The sequence below is a fragment of the Scandinavium hiltneri genome, from assembly GCF_024764835.1.
Taxonomy (GTDB): domain Bacteria; phylum Pseudomonadota; class Gammaproteobacteria; order Enterobacterales; family Enterobacteriaceae; genus Scandinavium; species Scandinavium hiltneri.
The window spans coordinates 20,345-39,537 of the sequence record NZ_JALIGE010000074.1 but is presented as its reverse complement, the minus strand read 5'-3'; the positions used below and the strand labels follow the sequence as shown (position 1 = coordinate 39,537).

The window sequence follows — 19,193 nt, the reverse complement described above, 5'->3', positions numbered from 1 at the left end:
GCTATCGTGAAAAAACGCTCTACTATACCGTCATGACGGATAGGTGTTTATGAAAATGAGCCGCAGTGCGCTTTCGTTGAGTTAAATCACTCTTCCTGAAGCATCTGTTCCAGCTGCTCGTGCGCATCCAGCCACGCCATTTCGCACTCTTCCAGCCCTGATTTCACCGTGGCCTGCTGTTGCAGACACTCGGTGAGTTCTGCTTTGCGTGCCTGATCGTACAGCCCGCTGTCGCCGAGTTTTTCTTCTGCCGCCGCAAGCCGGGTATTGAGCTTTTCCATCTCTTTTTCCAGACGGGTAATCTCTTTACGCAGCGGCTGCGTCAGGGTGCGCAGTTCCGCATCACGACGTTTCTGATCTTTACGCGCCTGAGCGCTGTTGGCGTTGTCTTTTGGCGCGTCGTCAGTCTGACTTTCCTGCTTCTGAACATCGCTCAGCCACTGCTGATAATCTTCAAGGTCGCCATCGAAAGGTTCCACTTTCGCATCGTGAACCAGATACAGGTCGTCGGTGGTGGAGCGCAACAGGTGACGGTCGTGCGAGACCACAACCAGCGCGCCTTCGAATTCAATCAGCGCTTCGGTCAGCGCCTGACGCATGTCGAGATCCAGGTGGTTAGTTGGTTCATCGAGCAGCAGCAGGTTCGGGCGCTGCCAAACGACCAGCGCCAGCACTAGACGGGCTTTTTCACCACCGGAGAAACGACGCGTTTCTTCGCTGACTTTATCGCCCTGGAAACCAAAGCCGCCGAGGTAATCGCGCAGCTGTTGTTCCAGCACTTGCGGTGCCAGACGCACCAGATGCTGCAGCGGCGATTCGTCGGCGCGTAAAAATTCCAGCTGATGCTGGGCGAAGTAGCCGAGTTTAATACCCTTCGCCAGACCCATCTCACCGCTCTGGGCTTCTAGCTCACCGGCCAGGAGTTTAATCAGCGTCGATTTACCCGCGCCGTTGCGACCCAACAGGCCTATGCGCGAGCCGGGTACGAGATTGAGTTTAATCGAATCCAGAATGGTGCGATCGCCATAGCCCGCGCTGACTTTTTCCATTTTCAGTAATGGATTTGGCAGGCTTTCCGGTTCGCGGAAGCTGAACTGGAACGGGTTATCGACGTGCGCTGGAGCAATCAGCTCCATGCGTTCCAGCATCTTCACGCGGCTTTGCGCCTGTTTAGCTTTAGACGCTTTTGCTTTAAAGCGATCAATAAAGCTCTGCAGGTGCGCCACTTTTTGCTGTTGGCTTTCGTACATCGACTGCTGCTGAGACAGGCGGGTTGCGCGCTGGATCTCAAACGAGGAGTAGTTGCCGGTGTACTCAAACATCGCCTGTTGTTCGATGTGAATAATTTTGCCGACCACCGGGTCGAGGAAATCGCGGTCATGGGAAATCAGGATCAGCGTGCCCTGATAGCTTTTCAGCCATTTCTCCAGCCAGATTACAGCGTCGAGATCGAGGTGGTTAGTCGGTTCATCGAGCAGCAGCAGATCAGAACGACAAATCAGCGCCTGTGCCAGGTTGAGGCGCATACGCCAGCCGCCGGAGAAGGAACTGGTTGGACGCTCGAGCTGTTCGTTGCTGAAGCCCAGACCGTGCAACAAGCTGGAGGCGCGGGCACGAATGGTCCACGCATCAATGGCGTCCAGTTTGCCGTGTACGGTGGCGATGGCGTGACCGTCGTTGCGCTCGTTGGCTGCATTCAGTTCGGCTTCAAGCTGACGATATTCGCGGTCGCCATCAATCACATAGTCGAGAGCGGGCTGAGGGAGGGCAGGCGTTTCCTGATTTACCCACGCCAGCTGCCAGTTTCCCGGGTAGGTGAAACTGCCGCCATCGGCACTGATCTCGTTTTTTAGCAGCGACAACAGCGTGGATTTGCCGCAGCCGTTTTTCCCCACCAGACCAACTTTTTGCCCAGGGTTAATAGTGGCTGTGGCGTTATCCAGCAGGACACGCACGCCGCGACGAATTTGTAACGAGGAGAAAACAATCATAAGGCGCCGTATGTTCAGACTATGTTAAATTGTCATTATGATAATGTAGTGTGGTGAACCCAACGCTACACCGGGCGGCAATGGTAGCCCAAAACAACAACGATAGACAAAAGCATTCAGGCGCATCCATGAATAAGGGATGCGAAATGGCCTGTCTGCTCATTGACCGGGAGGGGAATGATGTCAGAGACAGCAAAAGTTTTGCTGCTGTATGCCCATCCGGAATCTCAGGACTCGGTGGCCAACCGGGTTTTGCTTAAGCCGGCTCAACAGCTTGAAAACGTGACCGTACATGATTTGTACGCGCACTATCCTGATTTTTTTATCGACATACCGCGCGAGCAAAAGTTGCTCCAGGAGCATGACGTTATCGTGTTCCAGCACCCGCTTTATACCTATAGCTGTCCGGCTTTGTTGAAAGAGTGGCTTGATCGCGTTCTTAGCCGCGGTTTCGCCAGCGGCCCTGGAGGGAATCACCTGGCGGGAAAGTACTGGCGTAGCGTGATAACCACCGGAGAACCGGAAAGTGCGTATCGCCACGACTCCCTCAATCGCTATTCGATGAGCGACGTTTTGCGCCCCTTTGAGCTGACGGCTGCGATGTGTCGTATGCATTGGATGAATCCGATTATTGTTTACTGGGCGCGTCGGCAGCCGCCGGAAGCATTGGCGAGCCATGCCAGAGCTTACGGTGACTGGCTGGCGAATCCTGTTACTCCGGGAGGTCGCTAATGGAAGGAACGGATTTGTTGCTGGCGGGCGTGCTGTTCCTGTTCGCCGCAGTTGCCGCGGTGCCACTGGCCTCACGTTTAGGTATCGGCCCGGTTCTGGGCTATCTGTTGGCGGGGATCGCCATCGGCCCGTGGGGCCTGGGCTTCATCAGCGATGTGGATGAAATTCTGCACTTCTCCGAACTCGGCGTGGTGTTCCTGATGTTCATTATTGGGCTGGAGCTGAATCCATCTAAGCTTTGGCAGTTGCGACAATCCATTTTTGGCGTGGGCGCGGCGCAGGTTCTGTTGAGTGCGGCGATCCTCACCGGCTTGCTGATGCTGACCAACTTCTCCTGGCAGGCGGCGGTGATCGGCGGGATAGGGCTGGCGATGTCTTCGACGGCGATGGCGTTGCAGCTAATGCGTGAGAAAGGCATGAACCGCAACGAGGCGGGTCAACTGGGCTTTTCGGTGCTGCTTTTCCAGGACTTAGCGGTGATCCCCGCGTTGGCGCTGGTTCCGCTGTTAGCGGGTGCCGGTGACGAACACCCGGACTGGATCAAAATCGGCATGAAGGTGCTGGCGTTTGTCGGCGTGTTAATTGGCGGACGTTATTTGCTTCGCCCGGTGTTCCGCTATATCGCAGGCTCCGGCGTGCGTGAAGTGTTTACCGCGGCTACGTTGCTGCTGGTGCTCGGCTCGGCCCTGTTTATGGATGCCTTGGGTCTGTCGATGGCGCTCGGCACGTTTCTTGCGGGGGTTCTGTTGGCGGAAAGTGAGTACCGTCATGAGCTGGAAATTGCGATTGAGCCGTTCAAGGGGCTGCTGCTGGGACTGTTCTTTATTTCCGTCGGCATGGCGTTGAATATTGGGATTTTGTATACCCATATCTTGCTGGTGCTGGTCGGTGTGATTGCGCTGGTGGCGGTGAAGTCACTGGTGCTTTACCTGCTGGCTCGGATCTACGGCCTGCGCAGTTCCGAGCGCATGCAGTTTGCCGTGGTGCTGAGTCAGGGCGGGGAGTTTGCCTTTGTGCTGTTCTCTGCCGCATCGTCGCAGCGGCTGTTCCAGCATGACCAGATGGCACTGCTGTTGGTGACGGTGACGATGTCGATGATGACCACGCCGCTGCTGATGAAAATCGTCGATAAGGTGCTTTCTCGCCGCGTCAATAGTCCGGAAGAAGAAGACGAAACGCCGTGGGTGGAAGATGATAAACCGCAGGTAATTGTGGTTGGCTTTGGCCGTTTTGGTCAGGTCATTGGCCGTTTGTTGATGGCGAATAAGATGCGTATCACCGTGCTGGAGCGCGACATCAGCGCGGTTAATCTGATGCGCAAATACGGGTATAAAGTGTATTACGGCGATGCCACTCAGATTGAGCTTCTGCGTTCGGCAGGTGCAGAAGAGGCGGAGTCTATCGTTATCACCTGTAATGGACCTGAAGATACCATGAAGCTGGTGGAGATTTGCCAGCAGCACTTCCCTCATCTGCATATTTTGGCCCGTGCTCGTGGCCGTGTGGAAGCGCATGAACTTTTACAGGCTGGCGTGAAACAGTTCTCTCGTGAGACGTTTTCCAGTGCGCTGGAACTGGGGCGTAAAGCGCTTATTACACTCGGGATGCATCCGCATCAGGCGCATCGTGCGCAGCTTCACTTCCGACGTCTGGATATGCGCATGCTGCGCGAACTGATGCCGGTCCACAGCGATATCCAGCAAATTTCCCGCGTGCGGGAAGCCCGGCGCGAGCTAGAAGAGATTTTCCAGCGCGAGATGCAACAGGAACGACGCCAGTTGGATGGCTGGGACGAATTTGAATAGAAGGTGAAAAATGGCAGTCCGTAAACGTTTTATCGCCGGGGCAAAATGTCCGGCATGTCAGGCGCAGGATTCACTGGCAATCTGGCGCGAGAACAATGTTGATATTGTTGAATGTGTTAAGTGCGGTCACCAAATGCGAGAGGCGGATAAGCAAGCGCGCGAGCACGTTCGCAAAGACGAACAGGTGATTGGTATTTTTCATCCAGAGTAGCGATCTCCGCTGTCTTTTTTTAAGCTAAGGGGTACACGGGTGCAGAATTCCGCTACAATCTGCGCCACTATTCTTCCCATGCTCAGGAGATATCATGAAAGTAGCAAAAGACCTGGTGGTTAGCCTGGCCTATCAGGTACGTACAGAAGACGGTGTATTGGTTGATGAGTCTCCGGTAAGTGCGCCGCTCGACTACCTGCATGGTCACGGTTCCCTGATCTCTGGCCTGGAAAAAGCGCTGGAAGATCACGAAGTAGGCGATAAGTTTGACGTTGAAGTTGGCGCGAACGACGCTTACGGTCAGTATGATGAAAACCTGGTACAGCGCGTACCGAAAGACGTCTTCATGGGCGTTGAAGAGCTGCAGGTTGGCATGCGTTTCCTTGCTGAAACAGACCAGGGTCCGGTTCCGGTTGAAATCACCGAAGTTGAAGACGACCATGTCGTTGTCGACGGTAACCACATGCTGGCTGGCCAGAACCTGAAATTCCATGTTGAAGTCATTGCGCTGCGTGAAGCAACTGAAGAAGAACTGGCTCATGGCCATGTTCACGGTGCACACGACCATCACCACGATCACGACCATGAAGGCGGTTGCTGCGGCGGCCACGGTCACGATCACGGCGACCAGGTACAGGGTAAAGGCGGTTGTGGCGGTAACGGCGGCTGCGGTTGCCACTGATCATCCACGTGGGGTGATACTAAAAAAGCGTGCATGGCACGCTTTTTTTTCATCCGCTATTTTATGTCAGTAATGTGGCGGCGGGGTTTCTTCTGACTGTGACGCCATGTGTGACGGTTGGCTGGATTTCAGTTTTTCGACCATCAGACGCATGTTGTCACGCATTTTGGCCATTTCCATTTCGTGGGAGGTCACCGTCTTGTTGAGGTCTTCAATGGTGATTTCCTGAAACGCCAATCGGCTTTCAAGCTCTGCCAGACGCGCTTCTAATGTTATCTCGCTCATGATTCACCTCATATGTCATTCTGCGGCGGATTCTACTGGACTTTTCCTGCACGTGCAGCCACATAACGAGTCTAACGAAACTTATTTACACAAAAATAGTCTTAAAAGATTCGAGATTACAGAGCGTTCGTATGTTGATTTGTTCGACAACGATTTATAGTACGCTACTCATTTAATAAACCCTGGGGTGAGATGCCCCGGCCCTGGAGAAATGGATGAAATCACTGTTTAAAGTAACGCTTCTGGCGACAACGATGGCCGTTGCCCTGAATGCACCGCTGACTTTTGCCGCAGATGCTGCCGCTGCAAAAACAGCTCCAGCTGCTGACGCCGCTAAAGCCGCACCGGCTGGCCTCAACGCTGCATTCAAAAACGACGACCAGCAATCTGCATATGCACTGGGTGCATCGCTTGGTCGTTACATGGAAAATTCTCTGAAAGAACAGGAAAAACTGGGCATCAAACTGGATAAAGCTCAGCTGATCGCAGGTGTTCAGGATGCGTTTGCAGATAAGAGCAAACTGTCCGATCAGGAAATCGAGCAGACTCTGCAGACTTTCGAGACTCGCGTAAAAACTGCTGCACAGCAGAAAATGGAAAAAGACGCGACTGATAACGAAGCGAAAGGCAAAACCTTCCGCGACACCTTCGCCAAAGAAAAAGGCGTGAAAACCTCTTCTACGGGTCTGATGTATAAAGTAGAGAAAGAAGGGACCGGCGACGCGCCGAAAGATAGCGACACCGTAGTAGTGAACTACAAAGGTACGCTTATCGACGGTAAAGAGTTTGATAACTCTTACACCCGTGGTGAACCGCTGTCATTCCGTCTGGATGGTGTTATCCCTGGCTGGACTGAAGGCCTGAAAAACATCAAGAAAGGCGGCAAGATCAAGCTGGTCATTCCACCGGAACTGGCTTATGGCAAAACTGGCGTTCCGGGTATTCCGGCTAACTCCACTCTGGTCTTCGATGTTGAACTGCTTGACATCAAACCAGCACCGAAAGCAGAAGCCGCTCCGGCTGCTGCTGCAGACGACAAAGCTGCAGCTGACACCAGTAAGAAATAAGTGTTTGAAAGCCGCCGTCCGAAAGGGCGGCGGTTTTTTATTGGGCGCAATAATGACTCTAAATAACTCGAGTTGCAGGACAGCATGCCTGTGGCATGTTGAACAGTGCTTGCGCTGACCCCGAAGGGGTGAAGCCAACGCACATGCAACTTAAGGTATGACGCGTATAATAAAGACTGGAAAGCGCCAGGTGTGCGTATTACTTTAGATGCCTCAATTTTGATGATGATAATGAGCCTGCCCTGACAATTAACGACAGGCTCCTGAAAAGGAGTGCTTTTTTTCATGTCCAGGTCGCTTTTAACCAACGAAACCAGTGAGCTTGATTTACTGGATCAACGTCCTTTCGACCAGACCGATTTTGATATTCTGAAATCTTACGAAGCGGTTGTGGACGGGTTAGCGATGCTCATTGGCTCCCATTGCGAAATCGTGCTGCACTCTTTGCAGGATCTCAAATGTTCCGCCATCCGTATTGCCAACGGTGAACACACCGGCCGTAAAATCGGCTCTCCTATTACTGATTTAGCGCTGCGCATGCTTCATGACATGACCGGTGCGGACAGTAGCGTATCCAAATGCTATTTCACTCGCGCGAAAAGCGGCGTGCTGATGAAGTCTGTCACTATCGCTATCCGCAATCGTGAACAGCGAGTGATCGGGCTGCTGTGTATCAACATGAACCTTGATGTCCCGTTCTCGCAAATCATGGGCACCTTTATTCCACCGGAAATCCCGGAGGTGAACTCCCAGGTGAACTTTGCTTCCTCCGTGGAAGACCTCGTGACTCAGACGCTGGAATTCACCATCGAAGAGGTCAACGCCGATCGCAACGTTTCTAACAACGCCAAAAATCGCCAGATCGTGCTTAACCTTTATGAGAAAGGGATCTTCGACATCAAAGACGCTATCAACCAGGTCGCCGATCGTTTGAATATCTCCAAACACACCGTCTATCTCTACATCCGCCAGTTCAAGAGTGGCGATCTCCAGGGGCAAGATAAGTAATGCGTTTTGCCCTGATGGTGACGGGCCCAGCCTACGGCACTCAGCAGTCCAGCAGTGCATGGCAGTTTGCGAACGCAGCGCTGGCTGCAGGGCATGAACTCGTGAGCGTGTTTTTCTATCGTGAAGGGGTTTATAACGCCAACCAGCTTACCGCGCCGGCAAATGATGAGTTTGATGTGGTACGGGCCTGGCAGTCTCTGCATGAAAAGCATGGTGTGGCGCTGCATATCTGTGTTGCCGCGGCGTTACGTCGGGGAGTGACCGATGAAACCGAAGCGAAACAGCTCGGTTTGACTGGTTTCAACCTGCAGCCAGGCTTCACGTTAAGTGGGCTGGGTGCGCTGGCAGAGGCCTCCCTGACCTGCGATCGAATGGTGCAATTCTGATGAAACGCGTAGCCTATGTCTTTATGACCGCCCCGCACGGTAGCAGTGCCGGAAGGGAAGGACTTGATGCGTTGCTGGCAACGTCGGCGCTGACAGAAGAAATTGGCGTTTTTTTTGTCGGTGACGGTGTGTTCCAGCTTCTCAGCAACCAACATCCTGCAAACATTCTGGCACGCGACTACATTCCCACTTTTAAGCTGATGGCGCTCTATGACATCGAAAACTGCTGGCTATGCGCCGCTTCACTGCGCGAGCGTGGTTTGAGTGAGTCTTCTTTTATTATTGAGTCAGAAATTCTCGAGCCCGTTTTGCTCCGTCAGCGACTCGATGATTACGATGTGATTTTGCGATTCTGAGGTAACGATGCTGCATACCCTTAGCCACTCTCCCTGGCAATATGATATCAGCGCCCAGCTTCGTTTAGTCAGCCCGGGCGATGACCTGCTTCTACTGTCAGACGGCGTCATTGCTGCCCTGGACGGTAGCCGCTTCCTTGATATTCTCACCGCTGCCCCCATAACTCTGTATGCGCTAGAAGAGGACATTAAGGCCCGCGGCCTCACTGGTCGAATTTCGAGCGGTGTCGTCAGGGTTAGCTATAATGACTTCGTCAGACTCACGATCCAACATGCCGGGCAACTCACCTGGTAACAGAGATCGTTGTATATTTCTTGACACCTTTTCGGCGTGGCCCTAAAATTTCGCGTCCTCATATTATATGAGGCGATTTATTACGTGTTTACGAAGCAAAAGCTAAAACCAGGAGCTATTTAATGGCAACAGTAAATCAGCTGGTTCGCAAACCACGCACTCGCAAAGTTGCTAAAAGCAACGTGCCTGCGCTGGAAGCCTGCCCGCAGAAACGTGGCGTATGTACTCGTGTATATACCACCACTCCTAAGAAACCTAACTCCGCACTGCGTAAAGTTTGCCGTGTGCGTCTGACTAACGGTTTCGAAGTCACCTCCTACATCGGCGGTGAAGGTCACAACCTGCAGGAACACTCCGTGATCCTGATCCGTGGCGGTCGTGTAAAAGACCTTCCGGGTGTTCGTTACCATACCGTTCGTGGTGCACTTGACTGCTCCGGCGTTAAAGACCGTAAGCAAGCTCGTTCCAAGTATGGTGTGAAGCGTCCTAAGGCTTAATGGATTCCGTTAAGTAAGGCCAAACGTTTTATATTAATGTCAAAACTAAACTCTTTGAGTTTTGGACAATCCTGAATTAACAACGGAGTATTCCCATGCCACGTCGTCGCGTCATTGGTCAGCGTAAAATCCTGCCGGATCCTAAGTTCGGATCAGAACTGCTGGCTAAATTTGTCAACATCCTGATGGTAGATGGTAAAAAATCTACTGCAGAATCAATCGTATACAGCGCGCTGGAGACCCTGGCTCAGCGTTCTGGAAAAAATGAACTGGAAGCTTTCGAAGTCGCTCTCGACAACGTGCGCCCGACTGTAGAAGTTAAGTCTCGCCGCGTTGGTGGTTCTACTTATCAGGTTCCAGTTGAAGTTCGTCCGGTTCGTCGTAATGCCCTGGCAATGCGTTGGATCGTAGAAGCTGCTCGTAAACGCGGTGATAAATCAATGGCCCTGCGTCTGGCGAACGAACTCACTGATGCTGCAGACAACAAAGGTACTGCAGTTAAGAAACGTGAAGACGTTCACCGTATGGCAGAAGCCAACAAGGCGTTCGCTCACTACCGTTGGTAATCCCTTCGGAGTGTTAGTCCCCAGGCGAGCGCTTCAGGTAAGTTGCTCGCTTTGGGTTACTCAAATGAACGTCCCAGGATATAGAGGAATCAAATGGCTCGTAAAACACCCATTGAGCGTTACCGTAACATCGGTATCAGTGCTCACATCGACGCCGGTAAAACCACTACTACCGAACGTGTTCTGTTCTACACCGGTGTAAACCACAAAATCGGTGAAGTACACGACGGCGCCGCAACCATGGACTGGATGGAGCAGGAGCAGGAACGTGGTATTACCATCACGTCCGCTGCGACGACCTGTTTCTGGTCAGGTATGGCTAAGCAGTTCGAACCACACCACATCAACATCATCGACACCCCGGGCCACGTTGACTTCACCATCGAAGTTGAACGTTCCATGCGTGTTCTTGATGGCGCGGTAATGGTTTACTGTGCAGTTGGTGGTGTTCAGCCACAGTCTGAGACCGTATGGCGTCAGGCAAACAAATATAAAGTTCCACGTATCGCGTTCGTTAACAAAATGGACCGTATGGGTGCTAACTTCCTGAAAGTTGTTGATCAGATTGAAAAACGTCTGGGCGCAACTCCGGTGCCTCTGCAACTGGCAATCGGCGCGGAAGAGAAATTCACCGGTGTTGTTGACCTGGTGAAGATGAAAGCAATCAACTGGAACGAAGCAGATCAGGGCGTAACCTTCGAATACGAAGATATCCCAGCTGATATGCAAGATCTGGCTGAAGAATGGCATCAGAAACTGGTTGAAGCCGCTGCTGAAGGTTCTGACGAACTGATGGAGAAATTCTTTGGTGGCGAAGAGCTGACTGAAGAAGAAATCAAAACTTCTCTGCGTAAGCGCGTACTGAACAACGAAATTATCCTGGTTACCTGTGGTTCTGCGTTTAAAAACAAAGGCGTACAGGCGATGTTGGATGCGGTTGTTGAATACCTGCCAGCGCCGACTGATGTGACCGCGATTAACGGTATCCTGGACGACGGTAAAGACACTCCAGCAGTTCGCCATTCTGACGACAACGAGCCGTTTGCTGCTCTGGCGTTCAAAATCGCAACTGACCCATTCGTGGGTAACCTGACCTTCTTCCGCGTTTACTCTGGCGTAGTTAACTCTGGTGACACCGTGTTCAACCCGGTGAAATCAGCACGTGAGCGTCTGGGCCGTATCGTACAGATGCACGCCAACAAACGTGAAGAGATCAAAGAAGTACGCGCTGGTGACATCGCTGCAGCTATCGGTCTGAAAGAAGTCACTACTGGTGATACCCTGTGTGATCAGGACAATGTGATCATTCTGGAGCGCATGGAGTTCCCTGAACCGGTAATCTCCATCGCTGTTGAACCAAAAACCAAAGCTGACCAGGAAAAAATGGGTCTGGCTCTGGGTCGTCTGGCTAAAGAAGATCCATCATTCCGTGTATGGACTGATGAAGAAACCAACCAGACCATCATCGCTGGTATGGGTGAGCTGCACCTCGACATCATCGTTGACCGCATGAAGCGTGAATTCAACGTTGAAGCGAACGTCGGTAAACCTCAGGTTGCTTACCGTGAAGCGATTCGCGCGAAAGTTACCGATGTCGAAGGTAAACACGCCAAGCAGTCTGGTGGTCGTGGTCAGTACGGTCATGTTGTTATCGACATGTACCCACTGGAGCCGGGCTCAAATCCGAAAGGTTACGAGTTCGTCAACGACATCAAAGGTGGTGTAATTCCTGGTGAATTCATCCCTGCCGTTGATAAAGGCATCCAGGAGCAGCTGAAAGCTGGTCCACTGGCTGGTTACCCGGTTGTTGATCTCGGCGTGCGTCTGCACTTCGGTTCATACCATGACGTTGACTCCTCTGAGCTGGCGTTTAAACTGGCTGCTTCTATCGCCTTCAAAGATGGCTTTAAGAAAGCAAAACCAGTTCTGCTTGAGCCTATCATGAAGGTTGAAGTTGAAACTCCAGAAGAGAACACCGGTGATGTTATCGGTGACCTTAGCCGTCGTCGTGGTCAGCTGAAAGGTCAGGAATCTAACGCTACTGGCGTTCAGATTCACGCTGAAGTTCCGCTGTCTGAAATGTTCGGATACGCAACTCAGCTGCGTTCTCTGACCAAAGGTCGTGCTTCTTACTCCATGGAGTTCCTGAAGTACGACGACGCGCCGAACAACGTTGCTCAGGCCGTTATCGAAGCTCGTGGCAAATAAGCCGCAAGGTTAAAACTAATGTCCCGTGCTCTCTCCTTGAGGGGAGAGCACTATAGTAAGGAATATAGCCGTGTCTAAAGAAAAATTTGAACGTACAAAACCGCACGTCAACGTTGGTACTATCGGCCACGTCGACCATGGTAAAACTACTCTGACTGCAGCAATCACCTCCGTACTGGCTAAGACCTACGGCGGTTCTGCTCGCGCGTTCGACCAGATTGATAACGCACCAGAAGAAAAAGCTCGTGGTATCACCATCAACACTTCCCACGTTGAATATGACACCCCGACTCGCCACTACGCACACGTAGACTGCCCAGGCCACGCCGACTATGTTAAAAACATGATCACCGGTGCTGCGCAGATGGATGGCGCTATCCTGGTTGTTGCTGCGACTGATGGCCCTATGCCACAGACTCGTGAGCACATCCTGCTGGGTCGTCAGGTAGGCGTTCCTTTCATCATCGTGTTCCTGAACAAATGCGACATGGTTGATGATGAAGAGCTGCTGGAACTGGTTGAGATGGAAGTTCGTGAACTCCTGTCCCAGTACGATTTCCCGGGCGACGATACCCCTATCGTTCGTGGTTCCGCGCTGAAAGCGCTGGAAGGCGAAGCTGAGTGGGAAGCTAAAATCATCGAACTGGCTGGCTTCCTGGATTCTTACATCCCAGAACCAGAACGTGCGATCGACAAGCCATTCCTGCTGCCAATCGAAGACGTATTCTCCATCTCCGGCCGTGGTACTGTTGTTACCGGTCGTGTAGAGCGCGGTATCGTTAAAGTGGGTGAAGAAGTAGAAATCGTTGGTATCAAAGACACCGCGAAAACTACCTGTACTGGCGTTGAAATGTTCCGCAAACTGCTGGACGAAGGCCGTGCGGGTGAGAACGTTGGTGTTCTGCTGCGTGGTATCAAACGTGAAGAAATCGAACGTGGTCAGGTTCTGGCCAAGCCGGGTTCAATCAACCCGCACACCAAGTTCGAATCTGAAGTGTACATCCTGTCCAAAGATGAAGGTGGCCGTCATACTCCGTTCTTCAAAGGCTACCGTCCACAGTTCTACTTCCGTACAACTGACGTGACTGGTACCATCGAACTGCCAGAAGGCGTTGAGATGGTAATGCCAGGCGACAACATCAAAATGGTTGTTACCCTGATCCACCCAATCGCGATGGATGACGGTCTGCGTTTCGCAATCCGTGAAGGCGGCCGTACTGTAGGTGCGGGCGTTGTTGCTAAAGTTATCAGCTAATTACTCGTTAATTAGTTTTGACTAAAAAGGGCGCTTCGGCGCCCTTTTTGCTATTTATTATTTATCACTGTCACAGTTGTTTTCATTTTGTCCGCATACTCCCGCACCGGTTCCTTAATTGTGCTATTGTAATCATAACTATTCTCATTTACACTTTGAGCATAAATTGAACGGGAGCGATCATGTACGTTTGTTTGTGTAATGGTGTAAGCGATAAAAAAATTCGTCAGGCTGTTCGCCAGTTTCATCCGCAATCTTTTCAGCAACTCCGCAAGTTCATTCCCGTGGGAAATCAATGTGGTAAGTGCATTCGCGCCGCGCGCGAGATTATGCAGGACGAATTAACTCAGATGCCGGAATTTAAAGAGATAGCCTGAGACCTCAGTCTTTTTTTTGACATCCCTGTAGCCCGTTCTACGCTTCTATGAGTGGAAGCGGAGGGACTATATAATGAAAGGTGATGTTAAAATCATAAGTTATCTCAATAAATTATTGGGAAATGAGCTTGTCGCAATCAATCAATACTTTCTCCATGCGAGAATGTTCAAAAACTGGGGCCTGACGCGCCTCAATGATGTCGAATACCATGAATCCATCGATGAGATGAAACACGCCGATAAATATATCGAGCGTATTTTATTTCTTGAAGGTCTTCCTAATCTGCAGGATCTCGGCAAGCTTGGCATCGGTGAAGATGTCGAAGAAATGCTGCAGTCTGACCTCAGGCTTGAACTTGAGGGCGCCAAAGATCTCCGAGAGGCAATCGCCTATGCTGATACCGTTCATGATTACGTCAGCCGCGATATGATGATTGAAATCCTGGCCGATGAGGAAGGACACATCGACTGGCTTGAGACAGAGCTCGATCTGATTGGTAAGTTGGGCATTCAAAATTACTTACAATCCCAGATCAAAGTGGCAGAGTAGTCCACCACGTCTGAAAGCCAATAAGCACACCCGCTGCGCTCAGAAATGGGCCAAACCGCAGCGGGTTTTTTAATACCTGGCCTGAGCGAGCGATTCTTCGCTTCGAAGCAGACAAAAAGCAGCGCGGAATCCGTCGCGATTATTATCAGCACCGGCAGCTGGTGCCATCCATGTCCCGAGAGCCGTAAAGAATTTCACATCACCATAGCCCAGTCCTTCTTTATGCCGAATCCCCTTAGAGCCAGTACAGACCAGCCAGACTGCAGTAGCCTGCTATTGGCCCTAATACGGAAGAGGGGAGTTGTTGGGGGTTAATCACCACATAAAACAGAATTCCACACCAGAGTAGCGGACAAACCAGACGATCTGGAAGCAGGCCAGTTTTGTAGTCATACCAGGCAAGTAGCCCCGTTAATATACAGTAAATAACAATGAAGAAGAGGGCGGTGACTGGCATAGGCTTTACCTGTATGAGCAGAAGCCCTGAGTATTCCCAGAAACCGATTCATAGACAAATACGGAAAGTCAGCTCGTCGAGAACGCTTCAAGATCATGCGTTACCGATGTATTCATTGCAGAAGTATCTGCACACGAGGCCGCAGGTTACAGATGGCGTATTTATAAACACTGCTTGCGTCGTGGCCAGATTTACGTATAATGCGCGGGCTTGTCAAAATTGACGGCGGGTTCGATATGAACTCCGACAATGTTGTTTGTTGTCGACAATGTTCCCAATTGGGGAACTACGCAAGAACGGTTACGCTCCCCCATCAATCGTAATGGGTGTGAGGAGTGGCCATTTCGTTTATAAAATAATTGGAGCTCTGGTCTCATGCAGAACCAAAGAATCCGTATCCGCCTTAAAGCGTTTGATCATCGTCTGATTGATCAATCAACCGCGGAAATCGTCGAGACTGCCAAGCGCACTGGTGCGCAGGTACGCGGTCCGATCCCGCTGCCGACCCGCAAAGAGCGCTTTACCGTTCTGATCTCTCCGCACGTTAACAAAGACGCGCGTGATCAGTACGAGATTCGCACTCACAAGCGTCTGGTTGACATCGTTGAGCCAACCGAGAAAACCGTTGATGCTCTGATGCGTCTGGACCTGGCTGCCGGTGTAGACGTGCAGATCAGCCTGGGTTAATCAGGTCATCGAGCGATTGAGAGGTTGATACAATGATTGGTTTAGTCGGTAAAAAAGTGGGTATGACCCGCATCTTCACTGAAGATGGCGTATCTATCCCAGTAACCGTAATCGAAGTTGAAGCGAACCGTGTTACTCAGGTTAAAGACCTGGCTAACGACGGCTACCGTGCTGTTCAAGTTACCACCGGTGCTAAAAAAGCTAGCCGCGTAACTAAGCCGGAAGCAGGTCACTTCGCTAAAGCTGGCGTAGATGCTGGCCGTGGTCTGTGGGAATTCCGCCTCGCTGAAGGCGAAGAGTTCACCGTAGGTCAAGACATTAGCGTTGAGCTGTTTGCTGAAGTTAAAAAAGTTGACGTAACCGGTACCTCTAAAGGTAAAGGTTTCGCCGGTACCGTTAAGCGCTGGAACTTCCGTACCCAGGACGCTACTCACGGTAACTCCTTGTCCCACCGCGTTCCGGGTTCTATCGGTCAGAACCAGACTCCGGGCAAAGTGTTCAAAGGCAAGAAGATGGCAGGTCAGCTGGGTAATGAACGCGTTACCGTTCAGAGCCTGGACGTAGTACGTGTTGACGCTGAGCGCAACCTGCTGCTGGTTAAAGGTGCTGTTCCCGGTGCAACCGGTAGCGACCTGATCGTTAAACCAGCTGTGAAGGCGTGAGGAGATAGCAATGGAATTAGTATTGAAAGACGCGCAGAGCGCGCTGACTGTTTCCGAAACTACCTTCGGTCGTGACTTCAACGAAGCGCTGGTTCACCAGGTTGTTGTTGCTTATGCAGCTGGTGCTCGTCAGGGTACTCGTGCTCAGAAGACCCGTGCTGAAGTAACTGGATCCGGTAAAAAACCGTGGCGCCAGAAAGGTACCGGCCGTGCGCGTGCAGGTTCTGCAAAGAGCCCAATCTGGCGTTCCGGTGGCGTAACCTTCGCTGCACGCCCGCAGGACCACAGTCAAAAAGTTAACAAAAAGATGTACCGCGGCGCGCTGAAAAGCATTCTGTCCGAACTGGTACGTCAGGATCGTCTGATCGTTGTCGAGACGTTCTCTGTAGAAGCGCCTAAAACTAAGCTGCTGGCACAGAAACTGAAAGACATGGCTCTGGAAGATGTATTAATCATCACCGGTGAGCTGGACGAGAACCTGTTCCTGGCCGCACGTAACCTGCACAAGGTTGACGTACGTGACGCGACTGGTATCGACCCGGTTAGCTTGATCGCCTTCGACAAAGTCGTAATGACTGCCGATGCTGTTAAGCAAGTTGAGGAGATGCTGGCATGATTCGTGAAGAACGTTTGCTGAAAGTGCTTCGTGCACCGCACGTTTCTGAAAAAGCGTCTGCTGCGATGGAAAAAACCAATACCATCGTTCTCAAAGTTGCTATAGACGCGACTAAAGCAGAAGTCAAAGCTGCTGTGCAGAAACTGTTTGAAGTCAAAGTTGATACCGTACGTACCCTGGTTGTTAAAGGCAAGGTGAAGCGTCACGGACAGCGTGTCGGTCGTCGTAGCGACTGGAAAAAAGCTTACGTCACCCTGGAAGAAGGCCAGAATCTGGACTTCGTTGGCGGCGCTGAGTAAGTCGGAGGAGTAATACAATGGCAGTTGTTAAATGTAAACCGACATCTCCGGGTCGTCGCCACGTAGTTAAAGTGGTCAACCCTGAGCTGCATAAGGGCAAACCATTTGCTCCGCTGGTTGAAAAAAACAGCAAATCCGGTGGCCGTAACAACAATGGTCGTATCACTACTCGTCATATTGGTGGTGGTCATAAGCAGGCTTATCGTATTGTTGACTTCAAACGCAACAAAGATGGTATCCCGGCAATTGTTGAACGTCTTGAGTACGATCCGAACCGTTCCGCGAACATCGCGCTGGTTCTGTACAAAGATGGCGAACGCCGTTACATCCTGGCCCCTAAAGGCCTGAAAGCTGGCGACCAGATTCAGTCTGGCGTTGATGCTGCAATCAAAGCAGGCAACACTCTGCCGATGCGCAATATCCCGGTTGGTTCTACCGTTCATAACGTAGAAATGAAACCAGGTAAAGGCGGTCAGCTGGCACGTTCCGCTGGTACTTACGTTCAGATCGTTGCTCGCGATGGTGCTTATGTCACCCTGCGTCTGCGTTCTGGTGAAATGCGTAAAGTCGAAGCAGAGTGCCGTGCAACCCTGGGCGAAGTTGGCAATGCTGAGCATATGCTGCGCGTTCTGGGTAAAGCAGGTGCTGCACGCTGGCGTGGTATTCGCCCTACCGTTCGCGGTACTGCGATGAACCCAGTCGACCACCCACATGGTGGTGGTGAAGGTCGTAACTTTGGTAAGCACCCGGTAACTCCGTGGGGCGTTCAGACCAAAGGTAAGAAGACCCGCAGCAACAAGCGTACTGATAAATTTATCGTACGTCGCCGTAGCAAATAATATTAGAGGATAAGCCATGCCACGTTCTCTCAAGAAAGGTCCTTTTATTGACCTGCACTTGCTGAAGAAGGTAGAGAAAGCGGTGGAAAGCGGTGACAAGAAGCCCCTGCGCACTTGGTCCCGTCGTTCAACGATCTTTCCTAACATGATCGGTTTGACCATCGCTGTCCATAATGGTCGTCAGCACGTTCCGGTATTTGTTTCCGACGAAATGGTCGGTCACAAACTGGGTGAATTCGCACCGACTCGTACTTATCGCGGCCATGCTGCTGATAAAAAAGCGAAGAAGAAATAAGGTAGGAGGAAGAGATGGAAACTTTAGCTCAACATCGCCATGCTCGTTCTTCTGCTCAGAAGGTTCGCCTTGTTGCTGACCTGATTCGCGGTAAGAAAGTGTCGCAGGCCCTGGATATTCTGACCTACACCAATAAGAAAGCGGCTGTACTGGTCAAGAAGGTTCTGGAATCTGCCATTGCTAACGCTGAACACAACGATGGCGCTGACATTGACGATCTGAAAGTTACGAAGATTTTCGTAGACGAAGGCCCTAGCATGAAGCGCATTATGCCTCGTGCAAAAGGTCGTGCAGATCGCATCCTGAAGCGCACCAGCCACATTACTGTGGTTGTGTCCGATCGCTGAGACTCTGGAGACTAGCAATGGGTCAGAAAGTACATCCTAATGGTATTCGCCTGGGTATTGTAAAACCTTGGAACTCTACCTGGTTTGCGAACACCAAAGAATTCGCTGACAACCTGGACAGCGATTTTAAAGTACGTCAGTACCTGACTAAGGAACTGGCAAAAGCGTCCGTATCTCGTATCGTAATCGAGCGTCCAGCTAAGAGCATCCGTGTGACTATTCACACAGCTCGCCCTGGCATCGTTATCGGTAAGAAAGGCGAAGACGTAGAAAAACTGCGCAAGGTCGTAGCGGATATCGCTGGCGTTCCTGCACAGATCAATATCGCCGAAGTTCGTAAGCCAGAACTGGACGCAAAATTGGTTGCTGATAGCATCACTTCTCAGCTGGAACGTCGCGTTATGTTCCGTCGTGCTATGAAGCGTGCTGTACAGAACGCAATGCGTCTTGGCGCTAAAGGGATTAAAGTTGAAGTTAGCGGCCGTCTGGGCGGCGCGGAAATCGCACGTACCGAATGGTACCGCGAAGGTCGCGTACCTCTGCACACTCTGCGTGCTGACATTGACTACAACACCTCTGAAGCGCACACCACTTACGGTGTAATCGGCGTTAAGGTATGGATCTTCAAAGGCGAGATCCTGGGTGGTATGGCTGCTGTTGAACAACCGGAACCGGCTGCTCAACCTAAAAAGCAGCAGCGTAAAGGCCGTAAATAAGGAG

The 19,193-nt window shown here is 51.5% G+C and carries 27 protein-coding genes; 23 read left to right on the top strand and 4 right to left on the bottom strand.

Going from position 1 to position 19,193, the window contains the following annotated elements:
- Positions 1–86: 86 nt before the first annotated feature.
- Positions 87–1,991: an ABC transporter ATP-binding protein gene (locus MUU47_RS13205; protein WP_258988624.1), complete on the bottom strand. Its 1,905-nt coding sequence runs from the start codon at positions 1,989–1,991 to the stop codon at positions 87–89.
- 180 nt (positions 1,992–2,171) lie between these two features.
- Here MUU47_RS13205 and kefG point away from each other — a divergent pair, with 180 nt between their 5' ends.
- The 4 genes from kefG to slyD all read left to right on the top strand — a co-directional run bounded on the left by kefG (position 2,172) and on the right by slyD (position 5,421).
- Positions 2,172–2,723, top strand: coding sequence for a glutathione-regulated potassium-efflux system ancillary protein KefG (gene kefG, locus MUU47_RS13200; RefSeq protein WP_258988968.1), 552 nt, complete (start codon positions 2,172–2,174; stop codon positions 2,721–2,723).
- A complete protein-coding gene (gene kefB / locus MUU47_RS13195) occupies positions 2,723–4,528 on the top strand; it encodes a glutathione-regulated potassium-efflux system protein KefB (RefSeq protein ID WP_258988623.1) in 1,806 nt (601 codons plus the stop codon). The genes kefG and kefB overlap by 1 nt, the downstream gene beginning before the upstream one ends.
- A 10-nt stretch (positions 4,529–4,538) precedes the next feature.
- Entirely contained in the window at positions 4,539–4,739 is a 201-nt protein-coding gene (locus MUU47_RS13190; RefSeq protein WP_110511758.1) for a YheV family putative zinc ribbon protein, read from the top strand.
- Positions 4,740–4,833: 94 nt separating this feature from the next.
- On the top strand, positions 4,834–5,421 hold the full coding sequence (gene slyD / locus MUU47_RS13185) for a peptidylprolyl isomerase (RefSeq protein ID WP_258988622.1): 588 nt from the start codon (positions 4,834–4,836) through the stop codon (positions 5,419–5,421).
- A 66-nt stretch (positions 5,422–5,487) separates the two neighbouring features.
- On the opposite strand, the gene MUU47_RS13180 is transcribed toward slyD, so the two are convergent.
- A complete protein-coding gene (locus MUU47_RS13180; RefSeq protein WP_258988621.1) occupies positions 5,488–5,706 on the bottom strand; it encodes a protein SlyX in 219 nt (72 codons plus the stop codon).
- Between the two features lie 215 nt (positions 5,707–5,921).
- On the opposite strand from MUU47_RS13180, the gene fkpA reads away from it, so the two are divergent.
- The 11 genes from fkpA to bfr all read left to right on the top strand — a co-directional run bounded on the left by fkpA (position 5,922) and on the right by bfr (position 14,271).
- Complete coding sequence (gene fkpA / locus MUU47_RS13175; protein ID WP_258988620.1) at positions 5,922–6,773, top strand: FKBP-type peptidyl-prolyl cis-trans isomerase; 852 nt, start codon at positions 5,922–5,924, stop codon at positions 6,771–6,773.
- 285 nt (positions 6,774–7,058) lie between these two features.
- Positions 7,059–7,781 carry a helix-turn-helix transcriptional regulator gene (locus MUU47_RS13170; protein ID WP_258988619.1) on the top strand — a complete coding sequence of 241 codons (723 nt, stop codon included), beginning with the start codon at positions 7,059–7,061 and terminating at the stop codon, positions 7,779–7,781.
- Complete coding sequence (gene tusD / locus MUU47_RS13165) at positions 7,781–8,167, top strand: sulfurtransferase complex subunit TusD (protein WP_258988618.1); 387 nt, start codon at positions 7,781–7,783, stop codon at positions 8,165–8,167. The genes MUU47_RS13170 and tusD overlap by 1 nt, the downstream gene beginning before the upstream one ends.
- A complete protein-coding gene (gene tusC, locus MUU47_RS13160; RefSeq protein WP_159769737.1) occupies positions 8,167–8,523 on the top strand; it encodes a sulfurtransferase complex subunit TusC in 357 nt (118 codons plus the stop codon). Before tusD ends, tusC begins: the two co-directional genes overlap by 1 nt.
- 7 nt (positions 8,524–8,530) lie before the next feature.
- Entirely contained in the window at positions 8,531–8,818 is a 288-nt protein-coding gene (gene tusB / locus MUU47_RS13155; protein WP_258988617.1) for a sulfurtransferase complex subunit TusB, read from the top strand.
- A gap of 122 nt (positions 8,819–8,940) precedes the next feature.
- Entirely contained in the window at positions 8,941–9,315 is a 375-nt protein-coding gene (gene rpsL, locus MUU47_RS13150; RefSeq protein WP_043956330.1) for a 30S ribosomal protein S12, read from the top strand.
- 95 nt (positions 9,316–9,410) lie between these two features.
- Positions 9,411–9,881: a 30S ribosomal protein S7 gene (gene rpsG / locus MUU47_RS13145; RefSeq protein WP_110511749.1), complete on the top strand. Its 471-nt coding sequence runs from the start codon at positions 9,411–9,413 to the stop codon at positions 9,879–9,881.
- A 93-nt stretch (positions 9,882–9,974) separates the two neighbouring features.
- Positions 9,975–12,089, top strand: coding sequence for an elongation factor G (gene fusA / locus MUU47_RS13140; RefSeq protein ID WP_258988616.1), 2,115 nt, complete (start codon positions 9,975–9,977; stop codon positions 12,087–12,089).
- 70 nt (positions 12,090–12,159) lie between these two features.
- Positions 12,160–13,344 carry an elongation factor Tu gene (tuf, locus tag MUU47_RS13135; RefSeq protein WP_258986170.1) on the top strand — a complete coding sequence of 395 codons (1,185 nt, stop codon included), beginning with the start codon at positions 12,160–12,162 and terminating at the stop codon, positions 13,342–13,344.
- A gap of 182 nt (positions 13,345–13,526) precedes the next feature.
- A complete protein-coding gene (gene bfd / locus MUU47_RS13130; RefSeq protein WP_110512443.1) occupies positions 13,527–13,721 on the top strand; it encodes a bacterioferritin-associated ferredoxin in 195 nt (64 codons plus the stop codon).
- Between the two features lie 73 nt (positions 13,722–13,794).
- The gene (bfr, locus tag MUU47_RS13125) at positions 13,795–14,271 is read left to right on the top strand and encodes a bacterioferritin (RefSeq protein ID WP_159762036.1); all 477 of its coding nucleotides are present in this window, start codon (positions 13,795–13,797) and stop codon (positions 14,269–14,271) included.
- Between the two features lie 69 nt (positions 14,272–14,340).
- On the opposite strand, the gene MUU47_RS23535 is transcribed toward bfr, so the two are convergent.
- Positions 14,341–14,502 carry a hypothetical protein gene (locus tag MUU47_RS23535; RefSeq protein ID WP_374684754.1) on the bottom strand — a complete coding sequence of 54 codons (162 nt, stop codon included), beginning with the start codon at positions 14,500–14,502 and terminating at the stop codon, positions 14,341–14,343.
- A gap of 4 nt (positions 14,503–14,506) precedes the next feature.
- Positions 14,507–14,728: a prepilin peptidase gene (locus MUU47_RS23400; protein WP_309578268.1), complete on the bottom strand. Its 222-nt coding sequence runs from the start codon at positions 14,726–14,728 to the stop codon at positions 14,507–14,509.
- A 375-nt stretch (positions 14,729–15,103) separates the two neighbouring features.
- Between MUU47_RS23400 and rpsJ the strand changes: the two genes are divergently transcribed.
- From rpsJ to rpsC, 8 genes are read left to right on the top strand one after another with little or no spacing between them, the layout of a single operon-like run.
- Positions 15,104–15,415, top strand: a complete 312-nt coding sequence (rpsJ, locus tag MUU47_RS13115) for a 30S ribosomal protein S10 (RefSeq protein ID WP_001181005.1) — start codon at positions 15,104–15,106, stop codon at positions 15,413–15,415.
- Positions 15,416–15,447: 32 nt separating this feature from the next.
- Complete coding sequence (gene rplC, locus MUU47_RS13110) at positions 15,448–16,077, top strand: 50S ribosomal protein L3 (RefSeq protein WP_110512459.1); 630 nt, start codon at positions 15,448–15,450, stop codon at positions 16,075–16,077.
- 10 nt (positions 16,078–16,087) lie between these two features.
- Positions 16,088–16,693: a 50S ribosomal protein L4 gene (gene rplD / locus MUU47_RS13105; protein WP_110512460.1), complete on the top strand. Its 606-nt coding sequence runs from the start codon at positions 16,088–16,090 to the stop codon at positions 16,691–16,693.
- Positions 16,690–16,992, top strand: a complete 303-nt coding sequence (rplW, locus tag MUU47_RS13100) for a 50S ribosomal protein L23 (RefSeq protein ID WP_110512461.1) — start codon at positions 16,690–16,692, stop codon at positions 16,990–16,992. The genes rplD and rplW overlap by 4 nt, the downstream gene beginning before the upstream one ends.
- A 17-nt stretch (positions 16,993–17,009) precedes the next feature.
- A complete protein-coding gene (gene rplB, locus MUU47_RS13095; RefSeq protein ID WP_258988615.1) occupies positions 17,010–17,831 on the top strand; it encodes a 50S ribosomal protein L2 in 822 nt (273 codons plus the stop codon).
- 16 nt (positions 17,832–17,847) lie between these two features.
- The gene (rpsS, locus tag MUU47_RS13090) at positions 17,848–18,126 is read left to right on the top strand and encodes a 30S ribosomal protein S19 (RefSeq protein ID WP_001138115.1); all 279 of its coding nucleotides are present in this window, start codon (positions 17,848–17,850) and stop codon (positions 18,124–18,126) included.
- 14 nt (positions 18,127–18,140) lie between these two features.
- Positions 18,141–18,473, top strand: a complete 333-nt coding sequence (gene rplV, locus MUU47_RS13085; RefSeq protein ID WP_000448832.1) for a 50S ribosomal protein L22 — start codon at positions 18,141–18,143, stop codon at positions 18,471–18,473.
- 17 nt (positions 18,474–18,490) lie between these two features.
- Positions 18,491–19,189, top strand: coding sequence for a 30S ribosomal protein S3 (rpsC, locus tag MUU47_RS13080; protein ID WP_006817277.1), 699 nt, complete (start codon positions 18,491–18,493; stop codon positions 19,187–19,189).
- Positions 19,190–19,193: the final 4 nt, after the last annotated feature.